The sequence below is a fragment of the Rhodanobacter sp. ANJX3 genome (genome assembly GCF_014200755.1).
GTDB lineage: Bacteria > Pseudomonadota > Gammaproteobacteria > Xanthomonadales > Rhodanobacteraceae > Rhodanobacter.
In genome coordinates this window covers 565,906-588,795 of the sequence record NZ_JACHCM010000002.1, presented here as the reverse complement: position 1 = coordinate 588,795, position 22,890 = coordinate 565,906, and the positions used below count along the sequence as shown (strand labels likewise).

Annotated in this window: 15 protein-coding genes; 7 read left to right on the top strand and 8 right to left on the bottom strand. The window is 62.8% G+C overall.

Features of this window, described 5'->3' with window-relative positions; genetic code table 11:
• Positions 1-2 precede the first annotated feature (2 nt).
• Entirely contained in the window at positions 3-1,259 is a 1,257-nt protein-coding gene (locus HDE76_RS07365; protein ID WP_179477165.1) for an amidohydrolase family protein, read from the bottom strand.
• A 51-nt stretch (positions 1,260-1,310) separates the two neighbouring features.
• A complete protein-coding gene (locus HDE76_RS07360; protein WP_184506368.1) occupies positions 1,311-2,228 on the bottom strand; it encodes a fructose-bisphosphate aldolase in 918 nt (305 codons plus the stop codon).
• Between the two features lie 104 nt (positions 2,229-2,332).
• Here HDE76_RS07360 and HDE76_RS07355 point away from each other — a divergent pair, with 104 nt between their 5' ends.
• From HDE76_RS07355 to HDE76_RS07330, 6 genes are all read left to right on the top strand, one after another.
• Positions 2,333-3,493, top strand: a complete 1,161-nt coding sequence (locus HDE76_RS07355) for a tagatose-6-phosphate ketose isomerase (protein WP_184506367.1) — start codon at positions 2,333-2,335, stop codon at positions 3,491-3,493.
• Positions 3,490-4,413, top strand: a complete 924-nt coding sequence (locus tag HDE76_RS07350; protein ID WP_184506365.1) for a carbohydrate kinase family protein — start codon at positions 3,490-3,492, stop codon at positions 4,411-4,413. Before HDE76_RS07355 ends, HDE76_RS07350 begins: the two co-directional genes overlap by 4 nt.
• Entirely contained in the window at positions 4,410-5,339 is a 930-nt protein-coding gene (locus HDE76_RS07345; RefSeq protein WP_184506363.1) for a 1-phosphofructokinase family hexose kinase, read from the top strand. Before HDE76_RS07350 ends, HDE76_RS07345 begins: the two co-directional genes overlap by 4 nt.
• Before the next feature lie 267 nt (positions 5,340-5,606).
• Positions 5,607-8,603, top strand: coding sequence for a TonB-dependent receptor (locus HDE76_RS07340; RefSeq protein WP_184506361.1), 2,997 nt, complete (start codon positions 5,607-5,609; stop codon positions 8,601-8,603).
• 124 nt (positions 8,604-8,727) lie between these two features.
• The gene (locus tag HDE76_RS07335) at positions 8,728-10,815 is read left to right on the top strand and encodes an enterotoxin (RefSeq protein ID WP_255481472.1); all 2,088 of its coding nucleotides are present in this window, start codon (positions 8,728-8,730) and stop codon (positions 10,813-10,815) included.
• A gap of 249 nt (positions 10,816-11,064) precedes the next feature.
• Positions 11,065-12,933, top strand: coding sequence for a beta-galactosidase (locus HDE76_RS07330; protein WP_184506359.1), 1,869 nt, complete (start codon positions 11,065-11,067; stop codon positions 12,931-12,933).
• 5 nt (positions 12,934-12,938) lie between these two features.
• Here HDE76_RS07330 and HDE76_RS07325 read toward each other — a convergent pair whose 3' ends face one another.
• The 6 genes from HDE76_RS07325 to HDE76_RS07300 form a co-directional block, all read right to left on the bottom strand.
• Complete coding sequence (locus HDE76_RS07325) at positions 12,939-14,096, bottom strand: isovaleryl-CoA dehydrogenase (protein WP_179477158.1); 1,158 nt, start codon at positions 14,094-14,096, stop codon at positions 12,939-12,941.
• 109 nt (positions 14,097-14,205) lie between these two features.
• Complete coding sequence (gene yccS, locus HDE76_RS07320) at positions 14,206-16,374, bottom strand: YccS family putative transporter (protein ID WP_343205675.1); 2,169 nt, start codon at positions 16,372-16,374, stop codon at positions 14,206-14,208.
• 90 nt (positions 16,375-16,464) lie between these two features.
• Entirely contained in the window at positions 16,465-17,568 is a 1,104-nt protein-coding gene (locus HDE76_RS07315; protein WP_184506357.1) for a Glu/Leu/Phe/Val dehydrogenase, read from the bottom strand.
• A 236-nt stretch (positions 17,569-17,804) separates the two neighbouring features.
• Entirely contained in the window at positions 17,805-18,155 is a 351-nt protein-coding gene (locus tag HDE76_RS07310; protein WP_184506355.1) for a YXWGXW repeat-containing protein, read from the bottom strand.
• Positions 18,156-18,318: 163 nt separating this feature from the next.
• Complete coding sequence (locus tag HDE76_RS07305) at positions 18,319-18,678, bottom strand: YXWGXW repeat-containing protein (RefSeq protein WP_184506353.1); 360 nt, start codon at positions 18,676-18,678, stop codon at positions 18,319-18,321.
• Between the two features lie 111 nt (positions 18,679-18,789).
• On the bottom strand, positions 18,790-19,119 hold the full coding sequence (locus tag HDE76_RS07300; protein WP_184506351.1) for a YXWGXW repeat-containing protein: 330 nt from the start codon (positions 19,117-19,119) through the stop codon (positions 18,790-18,792).
• A gap of 288 nt (positions 19,120-19,407) precedes the next feature.
• On the opposite strand from HDE76_RS07300, the gene HDE76_RS07295 reads away from it, so the two are divergent.
• Complete coding sequence (locus HDE76_RS07295; protein WP_184506349.1) at positions 19,408-22,890, top strand: methylmalonyl-CoA mutase family protein; 3,483 nt, start codon at positions 19,408-19,410, stop codon at positions 22,888-22,890.

Genomic DNA, 22,890 nt, shown 5'->3' with positions numbered 1-22,890 from the left:
GGTCAGATATGCAGAAGGCGGGCGGCGTTGTCATGATATACCTTGCGCAGCACGGCATCGCCAAGCCCCAGGCCGTAGATCGACCAGCGTCCTTGTGGAGGCGTCGGCGCCGGGGCGTAATCGAAGTACTCGTCTTCGGTTTCCAGGAACCGGTAATAGATTTCGTAAAGCGCATCGCCAAACAGCTGCTGCGGTACATCGTCGCCATACGGTGATGGCACCGCATCGGTGCCGAACAGGATGCGGTCCTGATAGCGATCGAAGAAGCGTCGCGCCGTGCGCGGCTGTCGGCCCAGCTCGCCGATGCGCGCGCTGATGTCGATCACCGTGTTCGGGAAACGATCCAGGCATGCGGCGACGGCCTCCAGGTTTTCTGCGTTGTTGCCCACATGCAGCAGGGCGAACGTCGTCTTGGGGTGGCGCGCAATCAGCCGGTCGCGCGCGGCCAGCAGCTCCGCATTGCTTGGGAACGCGGGCCCGTAGAACGACCAGTCCGGGTGGTTGCTCAGTTCCTCGTAGCGTTCGTTGTTGGCGTCGGTCGGCAGAAAAAAAGCTTCGGGGTCGGAGACGTGAAGGAATACCGGCATGTCGTAGCCTGCGCAGGCTTCCCACATCGGATCAAAGCGGCGGTCATCCACGGCGACCAGAGCTCCTTCGTCGATATTTTCCCGCAGATACAGGCCCAGCGTCTTGAGCAGTTTGAGGCCGCGTGCACCGATCCGCTGCGCGTGCGCAATGGCGTCGCCCTGCAGCTGCGCGTAGTTCGGCTCGGGAAACAAGTCGAACGACGGCTCGGTAAGCGTGAGAAAGCGTCCGGGAGCCGCATGGTCGAACGAACGGATGCTTTGTTCGAGGCCGGCGCCGACACCGCCGGTGAGGTTCACCAGCGTGCGAACGCCTTTGCGGTCCATCACCGGCAGCAGGTCTTCGGGTTGGGCGAACAGGGTGATTTCCTCGCCGACCGAGATGCCGCTGCGTACATGGCTCGACCAGGTCAGGTGCGTATGCATGTCGATCACCGGAAAACGCGGGCGTTCGATCCGCGTGGTCGGCACGTGCAGCATGCTGCGCGGCTGGAAATCCTGCAGGCGCAGCCCGCTCTCACCGCCGGCCGTACTCAGCGGGTTCTTGCTGCCTTCGATTCGAACGGTGCCCGCACCGGTCGGCGGCGAGCAGCACAGGCAGCCGGCCTGGGTGACATGGCAGCCCAGGCTTGCACGGGGTTGGCGTTGTCGCGACCAGCTATGGCTTCGGATCATGCGATCACCTCATCACTCGATTGGCCGCAGGCATTGTTTCAGTCGGCATGTTCAGCGCGGATACTTGGCCATGATGTCGTGTACGGCGCGGGTCAGCGCCAGCGCCTGATCGAAGGGACGCAACCACATATTGCGTCCAAACATCACGCCGGTAGCGCCGGACTGCAGGTAGAACTCGACCTTGCGCAGTACGGCGGAGTCGTCGTCGTTTTTTTCGCCGCCGGAAAACAGCACCATGGTGCGACCGGCGGAACGCACGACGCGCGCGCTCCGAGTCGCGGCGTCTTCCTGTAGCTGACTGTAGGGCGCGGGCACGTGGGTCGTACTCTCGTTGGGTTCGTGCAGCTTGACGATGTCGGCACCCATCTCAAGCGCGATGCGGGCGGCGTAGTCCTGCGCATAGAGCGTATTGGTGCCGCCCTTGGCATCGACAGCCGCGCCGCGAGGATACGACCACATGACCAGCGGCATACCGTAGCGCTCGCAATCCTGGCGCACTTTTTCGAACTGGCGAATTTCATCGTGCTGGCGTGCCGAGCCCACATACAAGGTGTAACCCACCGCATCGGCGCCCAGTCGCACGGCGTCTTCGACTGAAGCGAACAAAGGCGACGTGGCTTCGGCATCGCTGGGGATATTGGTTTTGCCATTGAGCTTGAGAATCAGTGGAATCTGCCCGCAGTAATCGCCCATGTACTTTTCAGCAAGGCCGATGCCCAGCGCGATGGCGGAAAAGTTGCCCTCTACCGCCAGCCGAAACTGGTACTCGGGATCCACCGCCGGCGGATGCGGAAAGAAATCCGTCGGTCCGTGTTCCAGCCCCTGATCCAGCGGAAGGACCAGAAGGTTGCCGTTACGCGGGCCATGCGCGTAAAGAAGCCGCCACAGCCGGGTGCGCTTGCCGTGAGACAGTGACAGCCCGGAAATTTTCTGGCCGATGTTCGAAACCGCTTGTAAGTTTTGTTTCATTTCGAATACTCTCGTTTCGGCGATTTAGCCTTTCATATTCGATTGTATCCGGCAAAATGACAAGTTTAAACAATAAAAAGAAAGATTCGGCGCGATTCGATGCCTTGCTTTCACTTTCATCGGCGCAGCAGGCGTCGTGCGGCTATGCCGACACCCTGCGGGAGATACTGCAACAGCCGCAGACGTGGCAGGAGACCGCAAAGCGGCTCACCGATCCGACTGTGCGCGATTCGCTGCAGCAGGCACTGTCGCCGCCGCCTTCGCATGTCGTGCTGACCGGGTCGGGCAGCTCGATGTATATCGGTGAGTGCCTGGCGCCGCTGCTGCAACGCGCGATCGGTGTGCCTGTTCAGGCGATCGCCGCCGGAACCTTGCTGACGCACTGGCGCGACGTGTTGCCTCCGGGCGAGGGTTTGCTGATTTCGCTGGCGCGTTCAGGCGACAGCCCCGAGAGCGCGAGCGTGGTGAGTCGCCTTTTGGCCGACGCGCCGGGCTATCGCCATCTCGTGATCACCTGCAATGCCGCGGGCAAACTTGCCACGAATTATCGCCACGAACCGCGCGTCACGGTGCTGGTTCTCGACGAACGTACCAACGACCGCAGTCTGGTGATGACCAGCAGTTTCACCAATCTGTTGCTCGCCGGTATGGGTCTGGCGAAGCAGGGTCAGAACGGCACGTGGCCGGCTACGGTCGATTCAATGGCCAGCAGTGTGCAAAGTCTGTTCGACACGCAGGCCGATGCGCTCGCGTCGATGGCCGACGGGGATTTTTCCTCGGTGCTTTATCTCGGCAGCGGCGGTGCGCTCGGCGCGGCGCACGAGGCGGCGCTGAAAATGCTGGAGATGACGACGGGCGCAGTGATCACGCGTGCGGAAACTTACCTCGGCCTGCGGCACGGTCCGATGTCCAGCATCGACGAAAAAACGCTGGTGGTCGCGTTCTTGTCGTCAGACCAAGCGGTACGAGCGTATGAATACGATCTGCTGCGCGAGCTTTCGCGAAAGCGTTTGGGTACGACCCGTGTGCTGGTGGGTACGGATATCGCCAAGGATATGCTTGGGCCGCACGATCTTGCCGTCGAGTTGGCCGACCCGGCGGATGACGATGCCGGCCTTTTGCTGCTGGCCGACGTGGTGGTGGGGCAACTGCTCGCTTTCTTCCGCTGCCTGAAGCTGGGACAGAAGCCCGATACGCCTTCGCAAGGCGTGCTGACCCGTGTGGTCGAGCACTTCCCCATCCACCAGGATCGGGAGGGCGCGTGAAACGTATCCTGGTCGTCGGCGAAGTCAACGTCGATTTGGTCTTCAGGGATTGCAGCGCCTTTCCGCAACCGGGCAAGGAAGTGCTTGCCGAAGACTTTGTGCTGGCGCCTGGAAGTTCGTCGATGATTTGCGCCATGGGGCTGGCGCGACTGGGCAACCCGGTGGCTTTCGTCGGCAAAGTCGGCGGCGATCAGTGGGGCGATTATTGTCTGGCCGCATTGCGCGATGCGGGCGTCGATACGAACGGGATACGATGCGATACGACGTTGCGCACCGGTGTCACCGCGTCGCTTTCGACGGCGCAAGATCGCGCCTTGGTCACTTTCGCGGGCGCGATCGACGCACTGCACGCCGAAGACGTCAGTGATGCCTGCCTCCAGGCCGCCGATCATTTGCATGTGTCTTCGTATTATCTGCAGCGGTCCTTGCGTCTTGGTTGTAGCGGCTTGTTTGCGCGAGCACGAAGGCATGGCCTGACCATCTCACTGGATCCGGGGTTCGATCCGGAAGAGCGATGGGGCGATGATCTGATCGATACCTTGAAACGGGTCGATCTGTTTCTTCCGAACGATCTGGAGCTTCGCGGCATCACCGGCAGAACATCGGTCGCGGAAGGCCTGCTCGCACTGGCCAACGGGCACACACGCACCGTGGTGAAGCGCGGCCGCCAGGGAAGCGCCACGCTAGACGGCGAGCGTCTGATCGACATGCCCGCTTATTCCGTGGCCTCGGTGGATAGTACGGGGGCCGGCGACTCTTTCGATGCCGGCTTCATCCATGCGTGGCTGCGGCAACAGCCGCCGATCGACTGTCTGCGCTGGGGGAGTGCCTGCGGCAGCCTTTCGACGCGCGGTATCGGTGGCACCAGTTGTCAGGCCGATAGCGCCGAGGCGCTAGCGCTGATCGAGGCGAATCCGTGATTACCGTGGCCGGCTTCAATACGACGCTCGATCGCTTGGTCGACGTCGACGCCTTGCGTCTAGGTGAAGTGAACCGCGCCACCAACGAACGAGAGTATCCCGGCGGTAAAGGTCTGCATGTGGCGCAGACCATCGCGGCGCTGGGGGAAAGAGTGCAGCTGATCGGCCTGGTCGATGCGGCGCATCGCAATATGATCGGCCGGTGCATGAGCGAGCGCGGCGTACTGTTTCATGGCATCGAAATTCCCGACAGCATGCGCACCTGCCTGGCGCTTCGCGATGCGCGGGGGAACATCACCGAGATTCTCGGGCAGGGGCCCGAACTGGCGGAAAACTATCAGTCCGCGCTGCTGCATGCGTTCCGCCGCGGTGTGGAGGAAAGCGATCTGGTCGTCCTGTCCGGCAGTCTGCCGCGCGGATTCGCTGCCAGTACCTACGCCGAGATGGCCGCGCATGTGCGCCATGCCGGTCGGCGTTGCCTGATCGATGCCAGCGGCGATGTGCTCCGGCATGCCGTGACCGTGCAGCCGTTTCTGGTCAAGCCCAATCGCGATGAGATAACGGAGCTGCTGGGTCATCCTGTCGTCGACATCAATGCGGCGCTCCACGCGGCAACCATCTTGCACAGCGTGGGCGTGGCGATGCCGGTGGTGACGATGGGCGCTCTGGGCGCTGTTGCGGTCGATGCGGGCGGTGCCTGGCATGCACAGATCGAGCTCGAGCACATCCACAACACCGTCGGTTCGGGCGATTGCCTGCTTGCGGGCCTGACCGTAGGCATGGCGCGGAGCATGGATTTGCAAGAAACCCTGCGCCTTGGCGTCGCTTGCGGTGCCGCCAACGCACAGGGTGAGGAAACCGGTTTCGTCGAACGGCGAGCGGTAGAGGCGTTGCTCTCTCGGGTTCGAGTGCACCGCCTGGCGTGACTGAAAAGCAGGGAGTCAAACCGGAGCCTTCATTGGTCCGGCACGGATTCCTGCGTCTGAAATTTGGTGATGGTGCGGAAAAGTCTGTGGGAACGGGATTTTTTCACGGGTATCCATGAGCGGCCTGCGACAGAGGGGAAACGTTATTTCTGCGCAGCGCCACAGCGAATACGGGAGAGGCATTTCATGCGAATTGAGAAAAGTGGCTGTTTTACCGTTGATAACAGGGGAGAGAAATTGCTGGCTTCATCCATCGGGAGGTCATTGATGGCGATCCAGGTGGCATGGACAGTTGGCGGCTTGGTGTTTGCAGGAAGTACGCTGGCGCAGACCGATGCCTCATCTGCGCCCGCGGACACCACGACAACTGCTGCGGCAACCAAGAAACCTGTAGAAAACAAGCCGGCGCCGGACAAGGCGGTAAGCCTCAAGCAGGTCAGTGTCACCGGCTCGAACATCCGCAGCGTGGATGTAGAGGCAGCACAGCCGGTGATCAGCATTACCGCACAGGATATTCAGAAGCAGGGCTTCGCCACGGTGGGGCAGCTTCTGCAAAATGTCTCGTCCATGTCGCCACCCGATCTCAGTCACTCCGCACCCGGTGATCTGGGCCCGAACCAGGGTGGCTCGTTCATCGATCTGCGTGGTCTCGGTGCGCCGCGTACGCTGGTGCTGGTCGATGGTCAGCGCATCGGAGCAGCGCATGGGGGTTATACCAATATCAACGTGATCCCCACGGCCATCGTCGAGCGTATCGATGTGCTGGCCAGCGGGGCTTCCGCGGTGTACGGCTCCGATGCGATTGCCGGGGTGATCAACATCATCACCAAGAAGAATTTCAACGGCGCGGAGATCAACACCTATAACGGTGAATACTCGCCGCACAGCGACGGACGGCAGACGCAAACCAGTTTCACCGTCGGTAAAGCGACAGACAAAGGCAGCATCGTATTCAGCGCCTCATATCAGAATCAGGGTGCGGTGTGGGCCGATGATCGTGCTTTTTCCGCTTACCCATGGACGGATCAGCATCCGTATTTCGGCCTGAGCAAATATGGTCCATACGGATATATAAGCAACGCGCCGGGCGGTGCCGCACTGGTACTCAATCCGGGTGGTGACTCACGCAATATCAATGACTACCACACGTTCGTGCAGCCGACCTACGCTGCGAACGGCGACATCACCAGTCTGGCCAACGCGGGTGACCAGAATTACAACAGGCTGGCCGGCCGTACCAACATGTTGCAGACAGATGACAAGACCAAGAATTTGTATCTGGACGGCCGTTACAACTTCACCTCGAATATCACCGGCCATATCAACCTCGGCTACAACATCGACGACGAGACCGCGCAATCCGGTTCGCCGCTGTTCTATAGCGGTATGGGCTCCAACAGCGCCTTTCCCTCGCTGCTTTCCCAATACAGCTATTACAACCCGCTAAACGGCATTCAGTCAGTACAGTTCAGGCGGTTGATGACCGAGACGACCTACCGCAGCTACAACGATCCCAAGAACTATCGTTACAACCTCGGCCTCGAAGGCAACTTCGAGTGGAATGGTCATCTATTCAATTGGGACGTCTATACGTACAACAGCAAGATCAGTGGCATTAACACGCGAACCGGCTATTTCAACCTGATCAATGTGCAAAACGCGCTGGGACCGTCGTTCATGGGCTCCAATGGCGTCGTGCAGTGCGGAACGCCGGGCCATGTCATTGCCGGCTGCGTGCCGTTCAATCCGCTGGCCGGTCCCGGTGGCATCACACCACAGATGCTCAACTATCTGTCGATCAACAGCGTCGAGCATTACGGCAGCGATGAAAAGGCCTATGTCGCCGATTTCGGCGGTGATATCTATGCGTTACCAGCCGGTGATCTGACCTTCGCCACGGGCGTGCAGCGGCGTGAGGAGTCCGGCTACGACAGCCCGGATCCCTACGCTTATGCAGGTTATTCTACCGACGGCGGGGTAGGAGCCAACAGCGGAAGCTATTCGTTGAATGAGGCATATGCCGAGGTCAATGCGCCGTTGTTGAAGGATCTTCCCGGCGCCAGGAGTCTCGATCTCGATATCGCGCGGCGTTATTCCAGCTACAGCAATTTTGGCAGCAGCACCAACAGTTCGTACAAGCTGACCTGGAAGCCGTTCGACGATCTATTGTTTCGCGCCAGCTACGGCACCGGCTTTCGTGCGCCTACCGTCAACGATCTCTATCAGGGCCGATATCCGGCGGGCACGTTCACCGATCCATGTGACAGCGTTTACGGACCGACGGCCTACGGTGGCAATGCCCTTGTCGCCCAGCGCTGTCTGACGGGTTATGGCGGCATTGCGGGCGTGGCGGCCAACTTCCGTCAGACCGATAGCAACGGGGTGCCCATCATCACGTCCAGTGGCGAAGGTGCGTTGCCCAGTACCAACTTCACCGGCGGCAATCCCAATCTGAAGCCGGAGACGTCGTACAACGCCGATATCGGTCTGGTCTACAGCCCATCGTGGCTGACCGGTTTCAACTTCACGCTCGACTGGTGGAGCTACAACATTCGCAACCTGATCACCAACATCAGCAACGATCAGGTGCTGGCGAACTGTTACCAGTACAGCATCCAGTCCGCCTGTAGCCAGTTCCAGCGTCAGGCCGGCACCGGTCAGATCTACGACCTGCTGAACCTGGAGACCAATGCCGGCTGGCAAAAAGAAAGTGGCTACGATTTCACCGCCGCCTACCTCTTTCCCAAGACATCGTTCGGCGATTTCAAGCTCAGCATGAATGGTACATACATTGCGAAGTTCAACCAGCTGCCGACGATTGGCTCGAACATCATTTATGCCGCCGGTAACACGGCGAACTTCCTTACCTCTTGGCGACTGCGCGACAACCTCACCTTGAACTGGGACTGGCACGCATTCGGTGCCAGCTGGACACTGCGTTATTTCTCCCCGTACAAAGCCGCGTGCGCTTACGCGCCATCCAGCGGAACCACCGCATTTCCCTGCACCTTGCCCGACTACTACGCGCCCGGCGTGGGTGTCGAGCCGCAAACGCAGGTGCCATCGGTCACCTACAGCGACGTGCAGGTGTACTGGAAGGCGCCCTGGAATGCCACCTTCTCGGTCGGCGCTAACAACGTCTTCAATCGCACCCCTCCCTATGTTTACGGTGCCTACGCATCGGGCAGCGATACGCCCTATAACTACAACGCGTCGTACGACATCGGTCGTTACGTGTATTTCCGTTACCAGCAGAAGTTCTGACGGCATAGTGGAACAAGACCGTGTCCGAGTGCATTTCGGATACGGCATCCCGTCGGTGCTCGAGCAAGCTGACGGATAGGTGCCGAGATGGCCTGCGATGACACATCACAACAAGGGTTCAGACATGTTTTACGTGTATACCAACAAGACGAAAGTCACTGATCGTTCCCATCGCCGTGCGTCGCGCAAGGCGATGCGCGCTTCGCGTCTTGCCATGGGCGTTCTGTGCGCGCTGTTTGCTTGTGTCAGTGTGACCCACGCCGACGATGCCGGTATGGCAAGGCCCGGTGCATCGTCGTTTGCGAATCATGCGGGCCTGGAAAGTTTCGGTAACGCCGCGATCGGGGCTCGCTGGAAAATAACAGACGATCACTTGACGGACATGACGATCGCCAGTCATGACGGCAGCCAGTCGCTGGCGATCAAGACACCATTCGCGCTGACCCTGGCCGACGGACATGTGATCGGCGCGGGCGACATGCGTTTGCTTGCCGCGCCGGATGAGCAGACATTGTCTGTGGATGCCAAGGCATCACGCTTGGCGGATCGCCTGCCGGGGCATGTCATTCGCGCCAGCTTCGGCGACGCGGACGGCCGCTTCCGCGTTGACATGCAGCTGCTACAGCGCGAGGGTTCGGCCTATCTGCGCGAAGTGGTGACGATCACCGCGCTGAAGCAGGACGAGCACATCACCAGCGTGTCGCTGCTGCCGGCCGATGCGGTGAGCGCCGCGGTCGACGGCACCGTGAAAGGTTCGCCAGTCATCGCCGGGCGCATGTATCTGGGCTTCGAAGACCCGCTGTCGGACAGCGAAGTGCGTGGCAAGCATGTGGCCCTGACCATGGCCCGCAGCCTGCCGCTGCACCAGGGCAAGTCGATCAGCTATTCGGCGGTGGTCGGCGTCGTGCGCGATGGCCAGTTGCGACGTGACTTTGCTGCCTACATCGATCGCGAGCGGGCGCACCCGTATCGACCGTTTCTGCATTACAACTCGTGGTACGACATCGGCTATTTCACGCCGTACACCGAGGCGCAGGCGCTTGATCGCATCAACGCCTTCGGCCAGGAATTGACTGTCAAGCGTGGCGTGAAGCTCGATTCGTTCCTGTTCGATGACGGCTGGGACGATCGTTCCGGCAGCTGGAACTTCAGCAAGGATTTTCCACGTGGTTTTGCACCGCTGCGCGATGCAGCGGCCACATACGGCGCTGCGCCCGGCATGTGGCTGTCACCCTGGGGCGGCTATGGCCCACCGGCGAAAGAGCGTGCCGACCGCGGCGCCAAGTCGGGTTACGAAGTCATCGATGGTGGCCTCGCGCTGTCGGGTCCGAATTACTATCGGCAATTCCACCATACCGTGATGGAATTGGTCACCAAGGACGGCATCAACCAGTTCAAGTTCGATGGTACCGGCAATGCTGACAAGGTGTTTCCGGGCAGCGTTTTCGACAGCGATTTCAGTGCGGCGATCCAATTGATCAAGGATATTCGCGAAGCCAAACCGGACACGTTCATCAATCTCACTACCGGCACTTGGGCGTCACCCTTCTGGTTGCGCTATGCGGATTCGATCTGGCGTGGAGGTGAGGACGACTGGCATGCCGGCGTGGGCACCGAGCGCGAACAGTGGATCACCTATCGCGATCAGCAGACCTACGAGAATATCGTGATCCAGGGGCCGCTGTTCCCGATCAATTCGCTGATGCTCCACGGCATCATCTACGCTCAGAAAAACACACGCCTGAATACCGATCCAGGCCACGACTTCGCCAACGAGGTGCACTCCTACTTCGCTACGGGCACCGAGCTGCAGGAAATGTACGTCACGCCGTCGCTGCTCGATGCGCAGGACTGGGACACTCTGGCGTACGCGGCGAAGTGGTCGCGCGCCAATGCCGACGTGCTGTGCGACACGCACTGGATCGGCGGCGACCCCGGACGTCTGGACGTCTATGGCTGGGCCGCGTGGTCGCCGGGCAAATCCATCGTCACCTTGCGTAACCCGGGTGATCGCACGCAGCTGGCAGTGATCGATCTGCAGCACCAGCTGGAGCTGCCGAAGGATGCCGCGCGCCGCTTCCGCGTGCGCGACGTGTGGAAGACCGGCGGCAGCACGCTGCCGCTGCAGCTGGATGCCGACCGCGCCAGCACCTTGACGCTTGCGCCGTTCGAGGTGTTGACCCTGGAGCTGACGCCGCTGGCAGAGCACTGAGCCATGGCCGATCGAACTCGACACAATCTGCCGAAGGCCGCCGCACGCGCTCGAATCGTTCCGTCCGGGTGATCGGCCTCCATCAGCAGCGGAAAACCTGGACAGCGTCGCTGCGCCCACGATGCGATCGCAAGCAACGCGGCAGGGATGAATGGCATGGATTCACGCGACTGAAGTCGCGGTGCCTGCGCAAGCAGCGGCGACGGCCCGATCATCTGTTCGTAACGGCGTCCACCCAAAGGAACTCCGATGCATCGACGAGATTTTCTACGACTGACCGCGCTGACGCCGCTGGCGGCGCTGAGTTCGCGCATCGTGGCCGGTACGGTGACACGCAGTGTGACAGCCGATCGGCAGCCGGACGGTAAGCCGCACCGGTTCGACCTGTCCGCGCAGCACTTCCTGCTCGATGGAAAACCGTTCCAGATCCGCAGCGGCGAGATGCATCCGATTCGGATTCCCGCGGAATACTGGCGCCATCGCATTCGCATGGCCAAGGCGATGGGCCTCAATACGATTGCCGTCTACCTGATGTGGAACGCGCTGGAGTCGGAACCCGGCGTGTTCGATTTAAAGACGGGTCGTCGCGACTTCGTTCGTTTCATCGAGCTATGCCAACAGGAGGGCATGTGGGTCTATCTGCGGCCGGGCCCGTATGTGTGCGCCGAGTGGGATTTCGGGGGGCTGCCGCCGTACCTGCTGCGCCAGCCGGATATCCGCGTGCGCACCTGGAGCGATCCGCACTACGCGCAGGCCGTGGGGCGATACCTCGACGCGATCGCACCGGCCATCGCGCCGCTGATGGCGAAACGTGGTGGACCGATCCTGATGATGCAGATCGAGAACGAGTACGCCTCGTTCGGCCACGACCTGGGCTATCTCGAACAATTGCGCACGATGTGGCGCGAGCGCGGTATCGACGGGCCGTTCTCGATTTCCGACGGTCTCGCGCAAATACAGAAACAGAGGACGTATCTACCCGGTGCGGCGCTTGGACTCGACGGCGATACCGATTTCGCGGCCGCGCAGGCTATCGCCGGCGAGGCACCGGTCTGGGTCGGTGAGGGTTATCCCGGCTGGTTGACGCACTGGGGCGACAAGGATTTCCAGCGCGGCGATTATGTCGATACCCTGCGTCGGCTACTGGAGCAGGGCCGTTCGTTCAACCTCTACGTGGTGCACGGCGGCACCAATTTCGGTTTCGGCGCGGGTGCCAATGCGAGCAACGATTACTCGAAGTTCGAGCCGGTCATCACCAGCTACGATTACGGTGCGCCGATCGACGAACGCGGCGAAGCCACGCCCGACTATCACCGCTTCCGCAAGCTGCTCGCAGCGCACGCGTCGCCTGTGCCGGCGATCCCGACGGCACCGGCGGCGATCCGTTTTGCGGCGATCGTGCCGGCGGCCTATGCCTCGCTGTGGGACAACCTGCCGGCACCCAAGACCGTAAAGCAGCCACAGGCGAACGAACTGCTGTTTGCGCAAGACCATGGCATGGTGCTGTATCGCCGAACGATTCCAAGTGCTGCGGCGGCGCTGGCGCTGGACGGGGTGCGCGACTATGCCACCGTATTTCACGATGGCCATTACGTCGACTACGTGTCGCGCGTGCAGCACGCGCGGTTACGGCCGGGCAACCGGGTCGATCTTCCGGCGACCGACGACGGCGAGGCGTCGCAACTGGACATTCTCGTCGACAGCTTCGGTCACGTCGGCTATGGCCAGGCGATGGCCGATCGCAAGGGCATCGTCGGCGGCATCCGCCTCGGCAATGAGGCGGTCGAGGATTGGAAGGTCTACAGCCTGCCGCTGGACGAGCGCTTTATCCGTCGACTGAAGCCGCTGCTCGGCGAGCCATCGCGCCAGGGCATTTTCTTCAAGGCAGTGCTGAAACTCGATCGGCTCGGCGACAGCTATATCGATATGTCGGGCTGGGCCAAGGGCTATCTGTGGGTCAACGGCCAGCTGCTCGGCCGCTACTGGAGCCTCGGACCGCAGCAGCGGCTGTATTGCCCCGCCTCATGGTTTCGCCGCGGCGACAACGAGCTGCTGATACTCGATCTGCATCGGACCGTCGCCGCGCCGATGCATGGCGCGACGACGCTGCATGGCTAGTGGGGTCAATACTTGCCGTGAAACAGCTCGCGGCCGATCAGCATGCGGCGGATTTCGTTGGTGCCGGCGCCGATCTCGTACAGCTTGGCGTCGCGCAGCAGGCGACCGGCGGGGTAGTCGTTGATATAGCCGTTGCCGCCGAGCGCCTGGATCGCCTCTAGCGCGACCTGCACGGCATTCTTCGACGCATTGAGGAGGCAGGCGGCCGGATCGATGCGCGATTTCACGCCGGTGTCGAACTGCTGGGCCACCATGTAGGCGAAGCCGCGTGAGCTTTGCAACGCGGTGTACATGTCGGCGATCTTGGCCTGCATCACGCCGAAGGTGCCGATCGGCGCATTGAACTGCTTGCGCTCGCGCACGTAGGGAATGGTGAGGTCGAGCGCCGCCTGCATGATGCCGAGCGGGCCGCCGGAGAGCACCACGCGCTCGGTGTCGAGGCCGCTCATCAGCACGCGCACGCCTTCGTTCACTTCGCCGACGATGTTTTCTTCGGGAATTTCGCAGTTCTCGAACACCAGTTCGCAGGTGTTGGAGCCGCGCATGCCGAGCTTGTCGAGCTTCTGCGCGGTAGTGAAACCCTTCATGCCTTTTTCGATGATGAAGGCGGTCATGCAGCGGCTGCCGGCCGGACGCGGCGCGGTGCGCATGTAGACCAGCAGTACGTCGGCATCCGGGCCGTTGGTGATCCACATCTTGCTGCCGTTGGCGACCCACACGTCGCCGACCTTCTCGGCCTTGCAGCTCATCGAGCCGACCACGTCGGAGCCGGCACCGGGTTCGCTCATCGCCAGCGCGCCCACGTATTCGCCCGAACACAGCTTGGGGATGTACTTGCGCCGCTGCGCCTCGTTGCCGTTGTGGAAAATATTCTGCGTGGCGAGGTTCGAGTGTGCGCCGTACGACAGGCCGACCGAACCCGATGCGCGCGAGATTTCCTCCATCGCCACCATGTGCGCCAGAAAGCCCATGCCGGTGCCGCCGTATTCGGTCGGTATGGTCATGCCGAGCAGGCCCATCTCACCCAGCTTCTGCCACAGGTCGGCAGGGAACAGGTTGTCGCGATCGATGCGGTCGGCGCGCGGCGCAATCTCCTTGTCGGCAAACGCATGCACGGTTTCGCGCAATAGGTCGATGTCTTCTCCGAGCGGAAAGGGGCGCATGCGATGGAACTCCTGAAGGATGACTGGCCGTCAACGTAGCGGGGCAGTTTACAACCTGGCCGGGTTATCGCCGTGAAGCCGATGGCCGCAGGCGCGGCAACCGCACGAATCAGGCCTCGCGATACAGTGCCACGCCCAGCTCCGCCAGCTCGTCGTGCAATGCCAGCACCAGCGCCAGCTGCCCCACCACCAGGGTGGCGAGGTCATCTTCGGCGCCGTCGGCCTCGAGCGCCTCGAACAGGCGGTGGGCGTCGCCGAACGGCGTGGCCGGCGCGTTGCTGGCCAGGGCATCGGCGAGGCGGTCGAGCGCCTGCGTCGTGATGTCGCCGGCCTGCGTCACCACCCGCAGCGCGTCGGCCGAGGTGATCGCACGCCGATGCGCGCCCAGCGTGGAGAGGTGTCCGAGCAACCGATGCGAGGCGGTGAGGAAACGCAGCAGCGGTTCGCTGTCCTGCCGATGCCGGTCGGGTTCACGCAGCATGCTCGCCAACATGCCGCCCAGCGCCGCATCGGCGTTGTGCGCATCGCGTCGGGCGATCCGGTACGCCAGGTCGTCGCGCTTGCCGGAGGCGTACTGCGCCAGCACCTGGGTCAGATAGCGCGCGTCGGTCTGGATGGTGTCGGCGATCACGTGATGCAGCTGCCGGCCCTGCCAGTCGGGCAGGATGAAATACGTCACCATCGCGGCGATGGCGGCGCCGATCAGCGTATCCAGCAACCGCGGCCACATCACTTCGTAACCGCTGCCGAGCTGGTTGAAGCACAGCAGCACAAAGAGGGTGATCGCCGCCGTCGCCAGCGAGTACGAGCGCTGGCGCGCGGCGAAGAATCCCACGCCGCTGATCACCACCAGCAGCAGCTGTGCGGGGCCGAACGGCAGCAGCTGCAGCACGGCCCAGCCGATCACCACGCCGAGCAGCGTGCCGGCCACGCGTTGGAACAGCCGGCGCCGCGTGGCGTCGTAGCTGGGTTGGCAGATAAACAGCGTGCTCAGCAGAATCCAATAGCCGTTCTGCGGATGCACCAGATGCAGCACGCCGTAGCCCACCAATAGCGCAACGGCGAGCCGCAGGGCATGGCGAAAGCGCCGCGAGCTGGCGGTGAGCTGCAGGCGAATGCGCGACCAGGCATCGGTCAGCGATCCGGGGCCCGGATCCTGCAGTGCGCTGTCGCCGTCGTCGACCGGCGTGGCTATGCGGCTGTCGCCGGCCAGCTGCTGGCGGATCGCCGACATGTTTTTCAACAGGCCGTCGAGCGCGCGCAGCAGATGCGCGGCCGGAGGACGCGGCTGCGCGCGTAGCGCATCGACCGCGGCATGTACGTCGGCCAGCGCCGTAGCCGCCTGCACGTCGTCCTCCAGCGGCAGCCGCAGCCGTAGCGTCTCGGCGCGGCGGCGACACTGCTGCGCTTCGAGCCGCAGCAGGTGCTCACAGCGAAACAGCACGTCGCTGTGGAAGAAAGCTTTGGCCAGCGCGTCGTACGGATAGTGCGAGGAGCTGATGCGCTCGTGGATATCCTGCGCCACGAAATACAGCTGCAGGCGTGCCGCGGTAGCGCCGCGCGGCCGGCGCGTGCCGATGCGATCGATCAGCACCAGCCGGGTATCGTTGAGCGCGGTCACGACCTGTTCGTTCTGCAGCGCCAGCGCGAGCTGCAGCGCCTCGCGATCGACGCCGGGCAGCGGCGCAAACAGCGCGGCCTTTCCGTCCAGCGTGTCGGCTAGGCTGTCGAACAGCCGCGCCAGCGCGTGGCGGATCGCCTGTTGCGGCGACAGCACGCTCCAGCCCAGCGACAGCACGCCGTACCAGGCCGCGCCGGCCAGCAGCAGCGCCGGCTCGCGCCACGGGTTCAGCGCGTGCGCGCCGGGCTGATCGGCGCCGATCATGGTGTAGATCGACAGAATCAGCGTGGCACCGGCAATCGTTGCGTAGCGGCCGCTCACCGCGCCCAGCATCACCAGTAGAAACGTCGCGATCGGCAGGCTGGTGGCGAACAGCAGCGGGTAGGGCAGCAACTGTTCGATCGCAAACGCCGCCGTGGCGAAGCAGGCCATGGTCACCAGCAAGGTGCCCAGGCGATTGCGCCAGTGGTCTTCCGTCTCGGCCAGCGCGCAGGCGATGGCGCCGAGCATCGCGGGTATCGCCACCGCAAACCGATGGCTGATCACACACCAGAGCACGATGCCGCCGAGCGACAACAAGACCCTCACGCACTCGGCAAAACGATCCGATCCGCGCAACCGGCGCCAGCGATAAGTGGGGTGGGAAATCGTATTCACAGTAGCCAGCATACGTGACCGACCGGGCGGGCTGCGCATGAAAAACGCCGGCCTCGAAAGACCGGCGTCGAAGCGTTTCCGCGCGGCGGCTTACTGACCGCGCATACGGCCCTGGAAGCGCGTGGCGCCGTTGCCCATGTGCGGCAGCTTGATCCTGCCGATGGAGTTGATGCGCTCCTCGGCCAGACGATCGGCGGCCAGATACGTCGGCACGTTGTCGGTCTTGCTGATTTCGAAAATGCGTCCAAGGTTGTAGTAGATCGTGCGCATCATGCGCATGGCACGCTCGCGGTTGTAGCCGTCGATCTCCAGCGAGATGTTCATCACGCCGCCGGCGTTCACCGCATAGTCGGGCGCATACACTACGCCACGGCGGAAGATCTCGTCGCCGATCGCGTCGGTCGCCAGCTGGTTGTTGGCCGCGCCGCAGATCACCTTGGCTTTGATCCGGTCGATAGTCTGCTCGTTGATCGTGCCGCCCAGCGCGCACGGCGAGTAGACGTCGGCGTCGACGTCGTAGATCTCGTCCAGGCCAACGGCCTCGCAGCCCAGCTCGTCGACGCAGCGCTGCACCAGTTCCTTGTTGATGTCGGTGACGAACACCTTGGCGCCCTGTTCGCGCAGCAGCTTGATGAACTCCATGCCGACGTGGCCGCAGCCCTGCACGGCGTAGCTGTGCTTGCCCACGTCCTCGTTGCCGTACTTGAACTGCAGTGCGGCCATCAGGCCCTGCAGCGTGCCGAACGCGGTGAACGGCGAGGGGTCGCCCGAGCCGCCGTGCACCTGATGCACGCCGGTCACGTATTCGGTTTCGCGGAACACGTATTCCATATCGTTGACGTCGATGCCCACGTCTTCGGCAGTGATGTAGCGGCCGTTGAGCGAGTTGACGAAGCGGCCGAACGCGCGGAACAGCGCCTCGGACTTGTCCTTGCTCGGGTCGCCGATGATCACCGCCTTGCCGCCGCCCAGGTTCAGGCCGGCCACGGCGTTCTTGAAGGTCATGCCGCGCGACAGGCGCAGCACGTCGTTCACGGCTTCCTGCTCGTTCTTGTACGGCCACATGCGCAGACCGCCGAGCGCGGGGCCCAGCACCGTGTTGTGGATGGCGATGATGGCCTTGAGGCCGGCGTCCTTGTTCTGGCAGAACACGACTTCTTCGTGACCGGTGTTGGCAATGGTTTCGAAAATCATTGGAACGGTTGACTCCATAAAGGACGGTGCCGGTTCGAGGCGTCGAGCGGCATCAGAAGGCAGCGGAAAAGGAAACGCCGAATAGGTACGGGACCTGCGTGATCGGAAATGAGGTAGCGCAGCAAGTGAAGCCCTGGCAGAGGCAGGGGTGGAGAATCAGGCGCGAAAGTCTAATACGTCACTCCGCCAAAACGGTAACGCGCCGCATCATGCGTGCCGCGTGGCGCACCATGTCATCACAGCGGCAGCCAGTACCCGGGCTTGAAATGCCAGCCGTCGCGGTGCCGCTCCCACTTGGCGTCCACATAGCGATAGTCGGGTTTGGCGGGAATCCACTGGCCGGGTACGGCGACAAAATCATGGCCGTCCCAGCGGTAGTAGCTGTGCGCCCATACGTAGCCGCGGCGGTCTTCTTTTACCGTTTCGATCACGAACGGCGGCGGCTCGCGCGGCGCCACCAGGTCGTGCGAGTACGTGCTTTCAAACAGCGGCCGATGCACCACCGGCGTGGGCGGCTGCTCGGCACAGCCGGCGGCGAGCGCGGCGGCCAGGGCTAGCGTAACGAGAGCGGCGGAGCGATTGACCATGGCATGCAGTTCCGAAAAAGCCGTTGAGGCGTGCAGGTGTCGCAGTCTATCGCGCCGTCCACGGTGCCGACAGCGTGCCCCGTGCTGTCTCGGTCCGCGAAAAGAAAAACGCCCCGACGGGCGGGGCGTTTTCATCAAACCGCTAGCGGGTTCGGGCGGCGGGTCAACCCACCACCCACACGCCGGCACGCCAGTGCCAGCCGTCCGGGCGCTGTTCCCAGTGCGGATGCACGTAGTGATAGCCCGGGCGCACCGGCTCCCAGTGGCCACGAACGGTCACGTACTGGCGGCCGTCCCAGCGGTAGTAGCTGCGGGCCCAGATATAGCCCGGGCGCGGCTGCACGTTCTCCACGATGACCGGCGGTGGTGGGCGCGGCGCGACCACTTCCACATACTCACGCGGCGGCGGTGGCGGCTGCTGCACGTACACTGGACGGTCGTGCACGACCCGTTCCTCCACGCAACCGCTGGCCAGCGCCGCGGCGACAACTAACGATGTAACGGCCAAAAGACGAATCGACATGGTCGTATGCATTCCCTGATGAGGTTGAGAAACGTAAAGTGGATGGTGCGTCTAGTGTCAGTGGATGGCCGTCATACCGACAGCCGTCCACGATCGCAGGTTGTTGCGCGTTCAGCGCGCCCAGTAGCCGTTGCGGAAGCGCCAGCCGCCCGGGGCGTGATCCCAATACGCCGGGTGCCAGACGTACCCGGGACGACCGTGGACCCAGTACCCGCTGACCCAGACATGGCGATGACGGTAACCGTCCCAGCGCCAGTAACCCGGCGCCCAGACATAGCCATAGCGCGGCGGCGGCACGCGCTCGAAGCGCGGCGGCGGTGGCGCCACGCCAACTTGAGTTACATAGACCTGCGCCGAGGCGGGTGGCGCGTAGGTGGTTGCGCCGGCGAAGGCCAGGCCGAGTCCGGCAACCAGGGCCAGCTTGAGAGGCATGCTTTTCATCGTCGATCTCCCGGCCGCACCATGCGGCTTGGGAAACAGTAACGGGGCGTGGCGCATGCTGTTGACTTCTTGCGACCCACTCGTTCAGGTTCGAGCCGGTAGCGCAGTATTCCGCGATGTCCATTCCAGGCCGGCCATTTGGTGAGCCCGTCGACCACCAGAAATGCTGCCGTGCAACAACTTTTCGATGCAGCCCCGCGTCATGCCATGCACGCAGCGCACCACGACGATCACACCATCGCCCACTAGAATTGGCGGTCTACCAACGTCAGCTGTCGGAGTTGCGCCATGAGTACGCCTGCCAAGCACGTTCCCGCCAGCGACACCCAGTCCGAAACCACGCCGCTGCGCTTCGTCACCGCCGCCAGCCTGTTCGACGGCCACGACGCGGCCATCAACATCATGCGTCGCATCATCCAGGCGCAGGGTGCCGAGGTGATCCATCTCGGCCACAACCGCTCGGTCGAAGACGTGGTGCGCGCGGCCCTGCAGGAGGATGCCGACGCGATCGCGCTGTCGTCCTACCAGGGCGGCCACGTCGAGTACTTCAAGTACATGGTCGACATGCTGCGCGAGCGCGGCGCCGGCCACGTGCGCGTGTTCGGCGGCGGCGGCGGCACCATCACGCCGGAAGAAATCAAGCAGCTGCAGGCCTACGGCGTCGAGCGCATCTATCACCCAAACGACGGCATGAAGCTCGGCCTCACCGAGATGATCGAAGACGTGATGGCGCGCGCCGGCACCGGCGCGGCCGAACGCGCGCAGAGTGAAACGGCGGCCGTTCCCACAGCCGATATCGACGACGAAATTTCCATCGGCCACATGCTCTCCGCCATCGAAGAGGGCAAGCTCGCCGACGCCGACCTCGCGCTGCTGCGCAAGCAGTGGGCGCTGGCCGGCAGGCAGACACCCGTGCTCGGCCTCACCGGCACCGGTGGCGCCGGCAAGTCGTCGGTAGTCGACGAACTGCTGCTGCGCTTTCTGCATGCGTTTCCGGAGATGCGCATTGCCGTGCTGGCGGTCGACCCGACGCGCCGTCGCTCCGGCGGTGCGCTGCTCGGCGACCGCATCCGCATGAACTCGCTGCGCAGCCATCGCGTGTACATGCGCTCCATGGCCACGCGTCGCCAGCATGCGGCCACCAGCATCGTGCTGCACGACTGCATCGATTTTCTGAAGAGCCAGCCATACGACCTCGTCATCGTCGAAACCGCCGGCATCGGCCAGAGCGATTCGGAAATCGTCGACCTGGTCGACTTTCCCGTCTACGTGATGACCAGCGAATACGGCGCCGCCAGCCAGCTCGAAAAAATCGACATGATCGATTACGCCGAGCTCATCGTGCTCAACAAGTTCGACAAGCGCGGCGCGGAAGACGCCCTGCGCGACGTACGCAAACAGTGGAAGCGCAACCGCACCGCCTTCACCCTGAAAGACGACGACGTGCCGGTGTACCCCACCATCGCCAGCCAGTTCAACGACCCCGGCGTCACCTGGATGTTTTCCAACCTGTGCCGGCTGATGCGCGACAAGCTCAAGCTGCCGGCCGACCGGTGGTCGCCGCAGCTCGACACCACGCTGAAAGAGCCGCGCGCCACCGTGCTCATTCCCGGCCAGCGCGTGCGCTACCTCGCCGAGATCGCCGAGCAGGGCCGCAGCATCAACGCCGGCATCCAGAAGCAGGCCGAGTACGCCAGCAAGGCGCAGCACTATTACGAAGCGCTGAAAGAGCTGGGCGACGACAAGCTGCCGCCCGCGCTCGACCTGTATCAGTCCACCGATCTGCTCACGCACATCGGCAACGATGCGCCAGCGGTCGACCGCAGCCTGCTCACCCTGCGCCAGCGCTACAACGCCGCGCTCGGCGAACTGAGCAAGGAGGCGATCGAGCAGCTGCGCGCGTGGCCGTCGCTGTACGAGTCGGTGACCAAGGAGTTCAACGAGTACACCGTGCGCGACAAGGTCATCCGCGTCGACAACTATCGCGAATCGCTCAGCCACCAGAAAATTCCAAAAGTCTCGCCGCCCAAGTCGAAAGACTGGGGCGAGCTAGTGAGCTTTCTCGGTCGCGAAAATCTGCCCGGCCATTACCCGTACACCGGCGGCGTGTACCCGTACCGCCGCAGCGGCGAAGATCCCACCCGCATGTTCGCCGGCGAAGGCACGCCCGAGCGCACCAACCGCCGCTTCCATTACCTCAGCCAGGGTGGCGCGGCCACGCGACTGTCCACCGCGTTCGACTCGGTCACCCTGTACGGGGAAGACCCGGCGCCGCGCCCGGACATCTACGGCAAGATCGGCAACTCCGGCGTCAACATCGCCACGCTCGACGACATGAAGAAGCTCTACTCCGGCTTCGACCTCAGCGCGCCGAGCACCTCTGTCTCCATGACCATCAACGGCCCCGCGCCGATGATCCTGGCGATGTTCATGAACACCGCCATCGACCAGAACGTCGAAAAATACCTGCGCGAAGAAGAAGCCCGCTGGGCTGCCGCCGAGGCCAAGATCGCCGCGCTCTACAAGAACGTGCCGCGCCCGCAGTACCTCGGCGAGTTGCCCAAGGGCAACGACGGTCTTGGCCTGGGCCTGCTCGGCGTCTCCGGCGACGAGCTGGTCGATGCTGAAACCTACGCGCGCATCAAGCAGCACACCCTGCAGAACGTGCGCGGCACCGTACAGGCGGACATTCTCAAAGAGGACCAGGCACAGAACACCTGCATCTTCTCCACCGAATTCGCGCTGCGCATGATGGGCGACATCCAGCAGTATTTCGTCGACCACAAAGTGCGCAACTTCTACTCGGTGTCGATCAGCGGCTATCACATCGCCGAAGCCGGGGCCAACCCGATCAGCCAACTCGCTTTTACCCTGAGCAACGGTTTCACCATCGTCGAGTACTACCTCGCGCGCGGCATGAAGGTAGACGACTTCGCGCCCAACCTCAGCTTCTTCTTCTCCAACGGCATGGACCCGGAGTACACCGTCATCGGCCGCGTCGCCCGGCGCATCTGGGCGCGCGCCATGCGCGAGCGCTACGGCGCCAGCCCGCGCAGCCAGATGATGAAATACCACATCCAGACCTCGGGCCGCTCACTGCACGCGCAGGAGATCCAGTTCAACGACATCCGCACCACGCTGCAGGCCATGTACGCGCTGTTCGACAACTGCAACAGCCTGCATACCAACGCCTACGACGAGGCCATCACCACGCCCACCGAAGAAAGCGTGCGTCGCGCCGTGGCCATCCAGATGATCATCAACAAGGAGCTCGGCCTCAACTTCAACGAAAACCCGTGGCAGGGCAGCTACGTGGTCGACGCGCTCACCGATCTGGTGGAAGAGGCCGTGTACAAAGAGTTCGAAGCGATCAGCGAGCGTGGCGGCGTGCTCGGCGCCATGGACACCATGTACCAGCGAGGCAAGATCCAGGAGGAGTCGATGTATTACGAGCACAAAAAGCACGACGGCTCGCTGCCCCTCATCGGCGTCAACACCTTCCTGCCCAAAGACCACGGCGGCGAAATCGCCACCGAAATCGAACTGATCCGCTCCACCGAAGAAGAAAAGGGCGCGCAGATCGCCAACGTCAAACGCTACGGCGAAGCGCGCAACGCGCTGGCGTCCGACAGCCTCAAAGTGCTGCAGACCACCGCACGCGATCGCCGCAACGTCTTCGAGCAGCTGATCGAAGCGGTGAAGTACAACTCGCTGGGGCAGATATCGCATGCATTGTATGACGTGGGCGGCGAGTATCGGCGGAATATGTAA

Coding starts and splice junctions, on each gene's coding strand:
- HDE76_RS07365 (WP_179477165.1), bottom strand. CDS start 1,259: ATGATCCGAAGCCATAGCTGGTCGCGACAACGCCAACCCCGTGCAAGC.
- HDE76_RS07360 (WP_184506368.1), bottom strand. CDS start 2,228: ATGAAACAAAACTTACAAGCGGTTTCGAACATCGGCCAGAAAATTTCC.
- HDE76_RS07340 (WP_184506361.1), top strand. CDS start 5,607: ATGGCGATCCAGGTGGCATGGACAGTTGGCGGCTTGGTGTTTGCAGGA.
- HDE76_RS07335 (WP_255481472.1), top strand. CDS start 8,728: ATGTTTTACGTGTATACCAACAAGACGAAAGTCACTGATCGTTCCCAT.
- HDE76_RS07330 (WP_184506359.1), top strand. CDS start 11,065: ATGCATCGACGAGATTTTCTACGACTGACCGCGCTGACGCCGCTGGCG.
- HDE76_RS07325 (WP_179477158.1), bottom strand. CDS start 14,096: ATGCGCCCCTTTCCGCTCGGAGAAGACATCGACCTATTGCGCGAAACC.
- HDE76_RS07315 (WP_184506357.1), bottom strand. CDS start 17,568: ATGATTTTCGAAACCATTGCCAACACCGGTCACGAAGAAGTCGTGTTC.
- HDE76_RS07310 (WP_184506355.1), bottom strand. CDS start 18,155: ATGGTCAATCGCTCCGCCGCTCTCGTTACGCTAGCCCTGGCCGCCGCG.
- HDE76_RS07305 (WP_184506353.1), bottom strand. CDS start 18,678: ATGTCGATTCGTCTTTTGGCCGTTACATCGTTAGTTGTCGCCGCGGCG.
- HDE76_RS07300 (WP_184506351.1), bottom strand. CDS start 19,119: ATGAAAAGCATGCCTCTCAAGCTGGCCCTGGTTGCCGGACTCGGCCTG.
- HDE76_RS07295 (WP_184506349.1), top strand. CDS start 19,408: ATGAGTACGCCTGCCAAGCACGTTCCCGCCAGCGACACCCAGTCCGAA.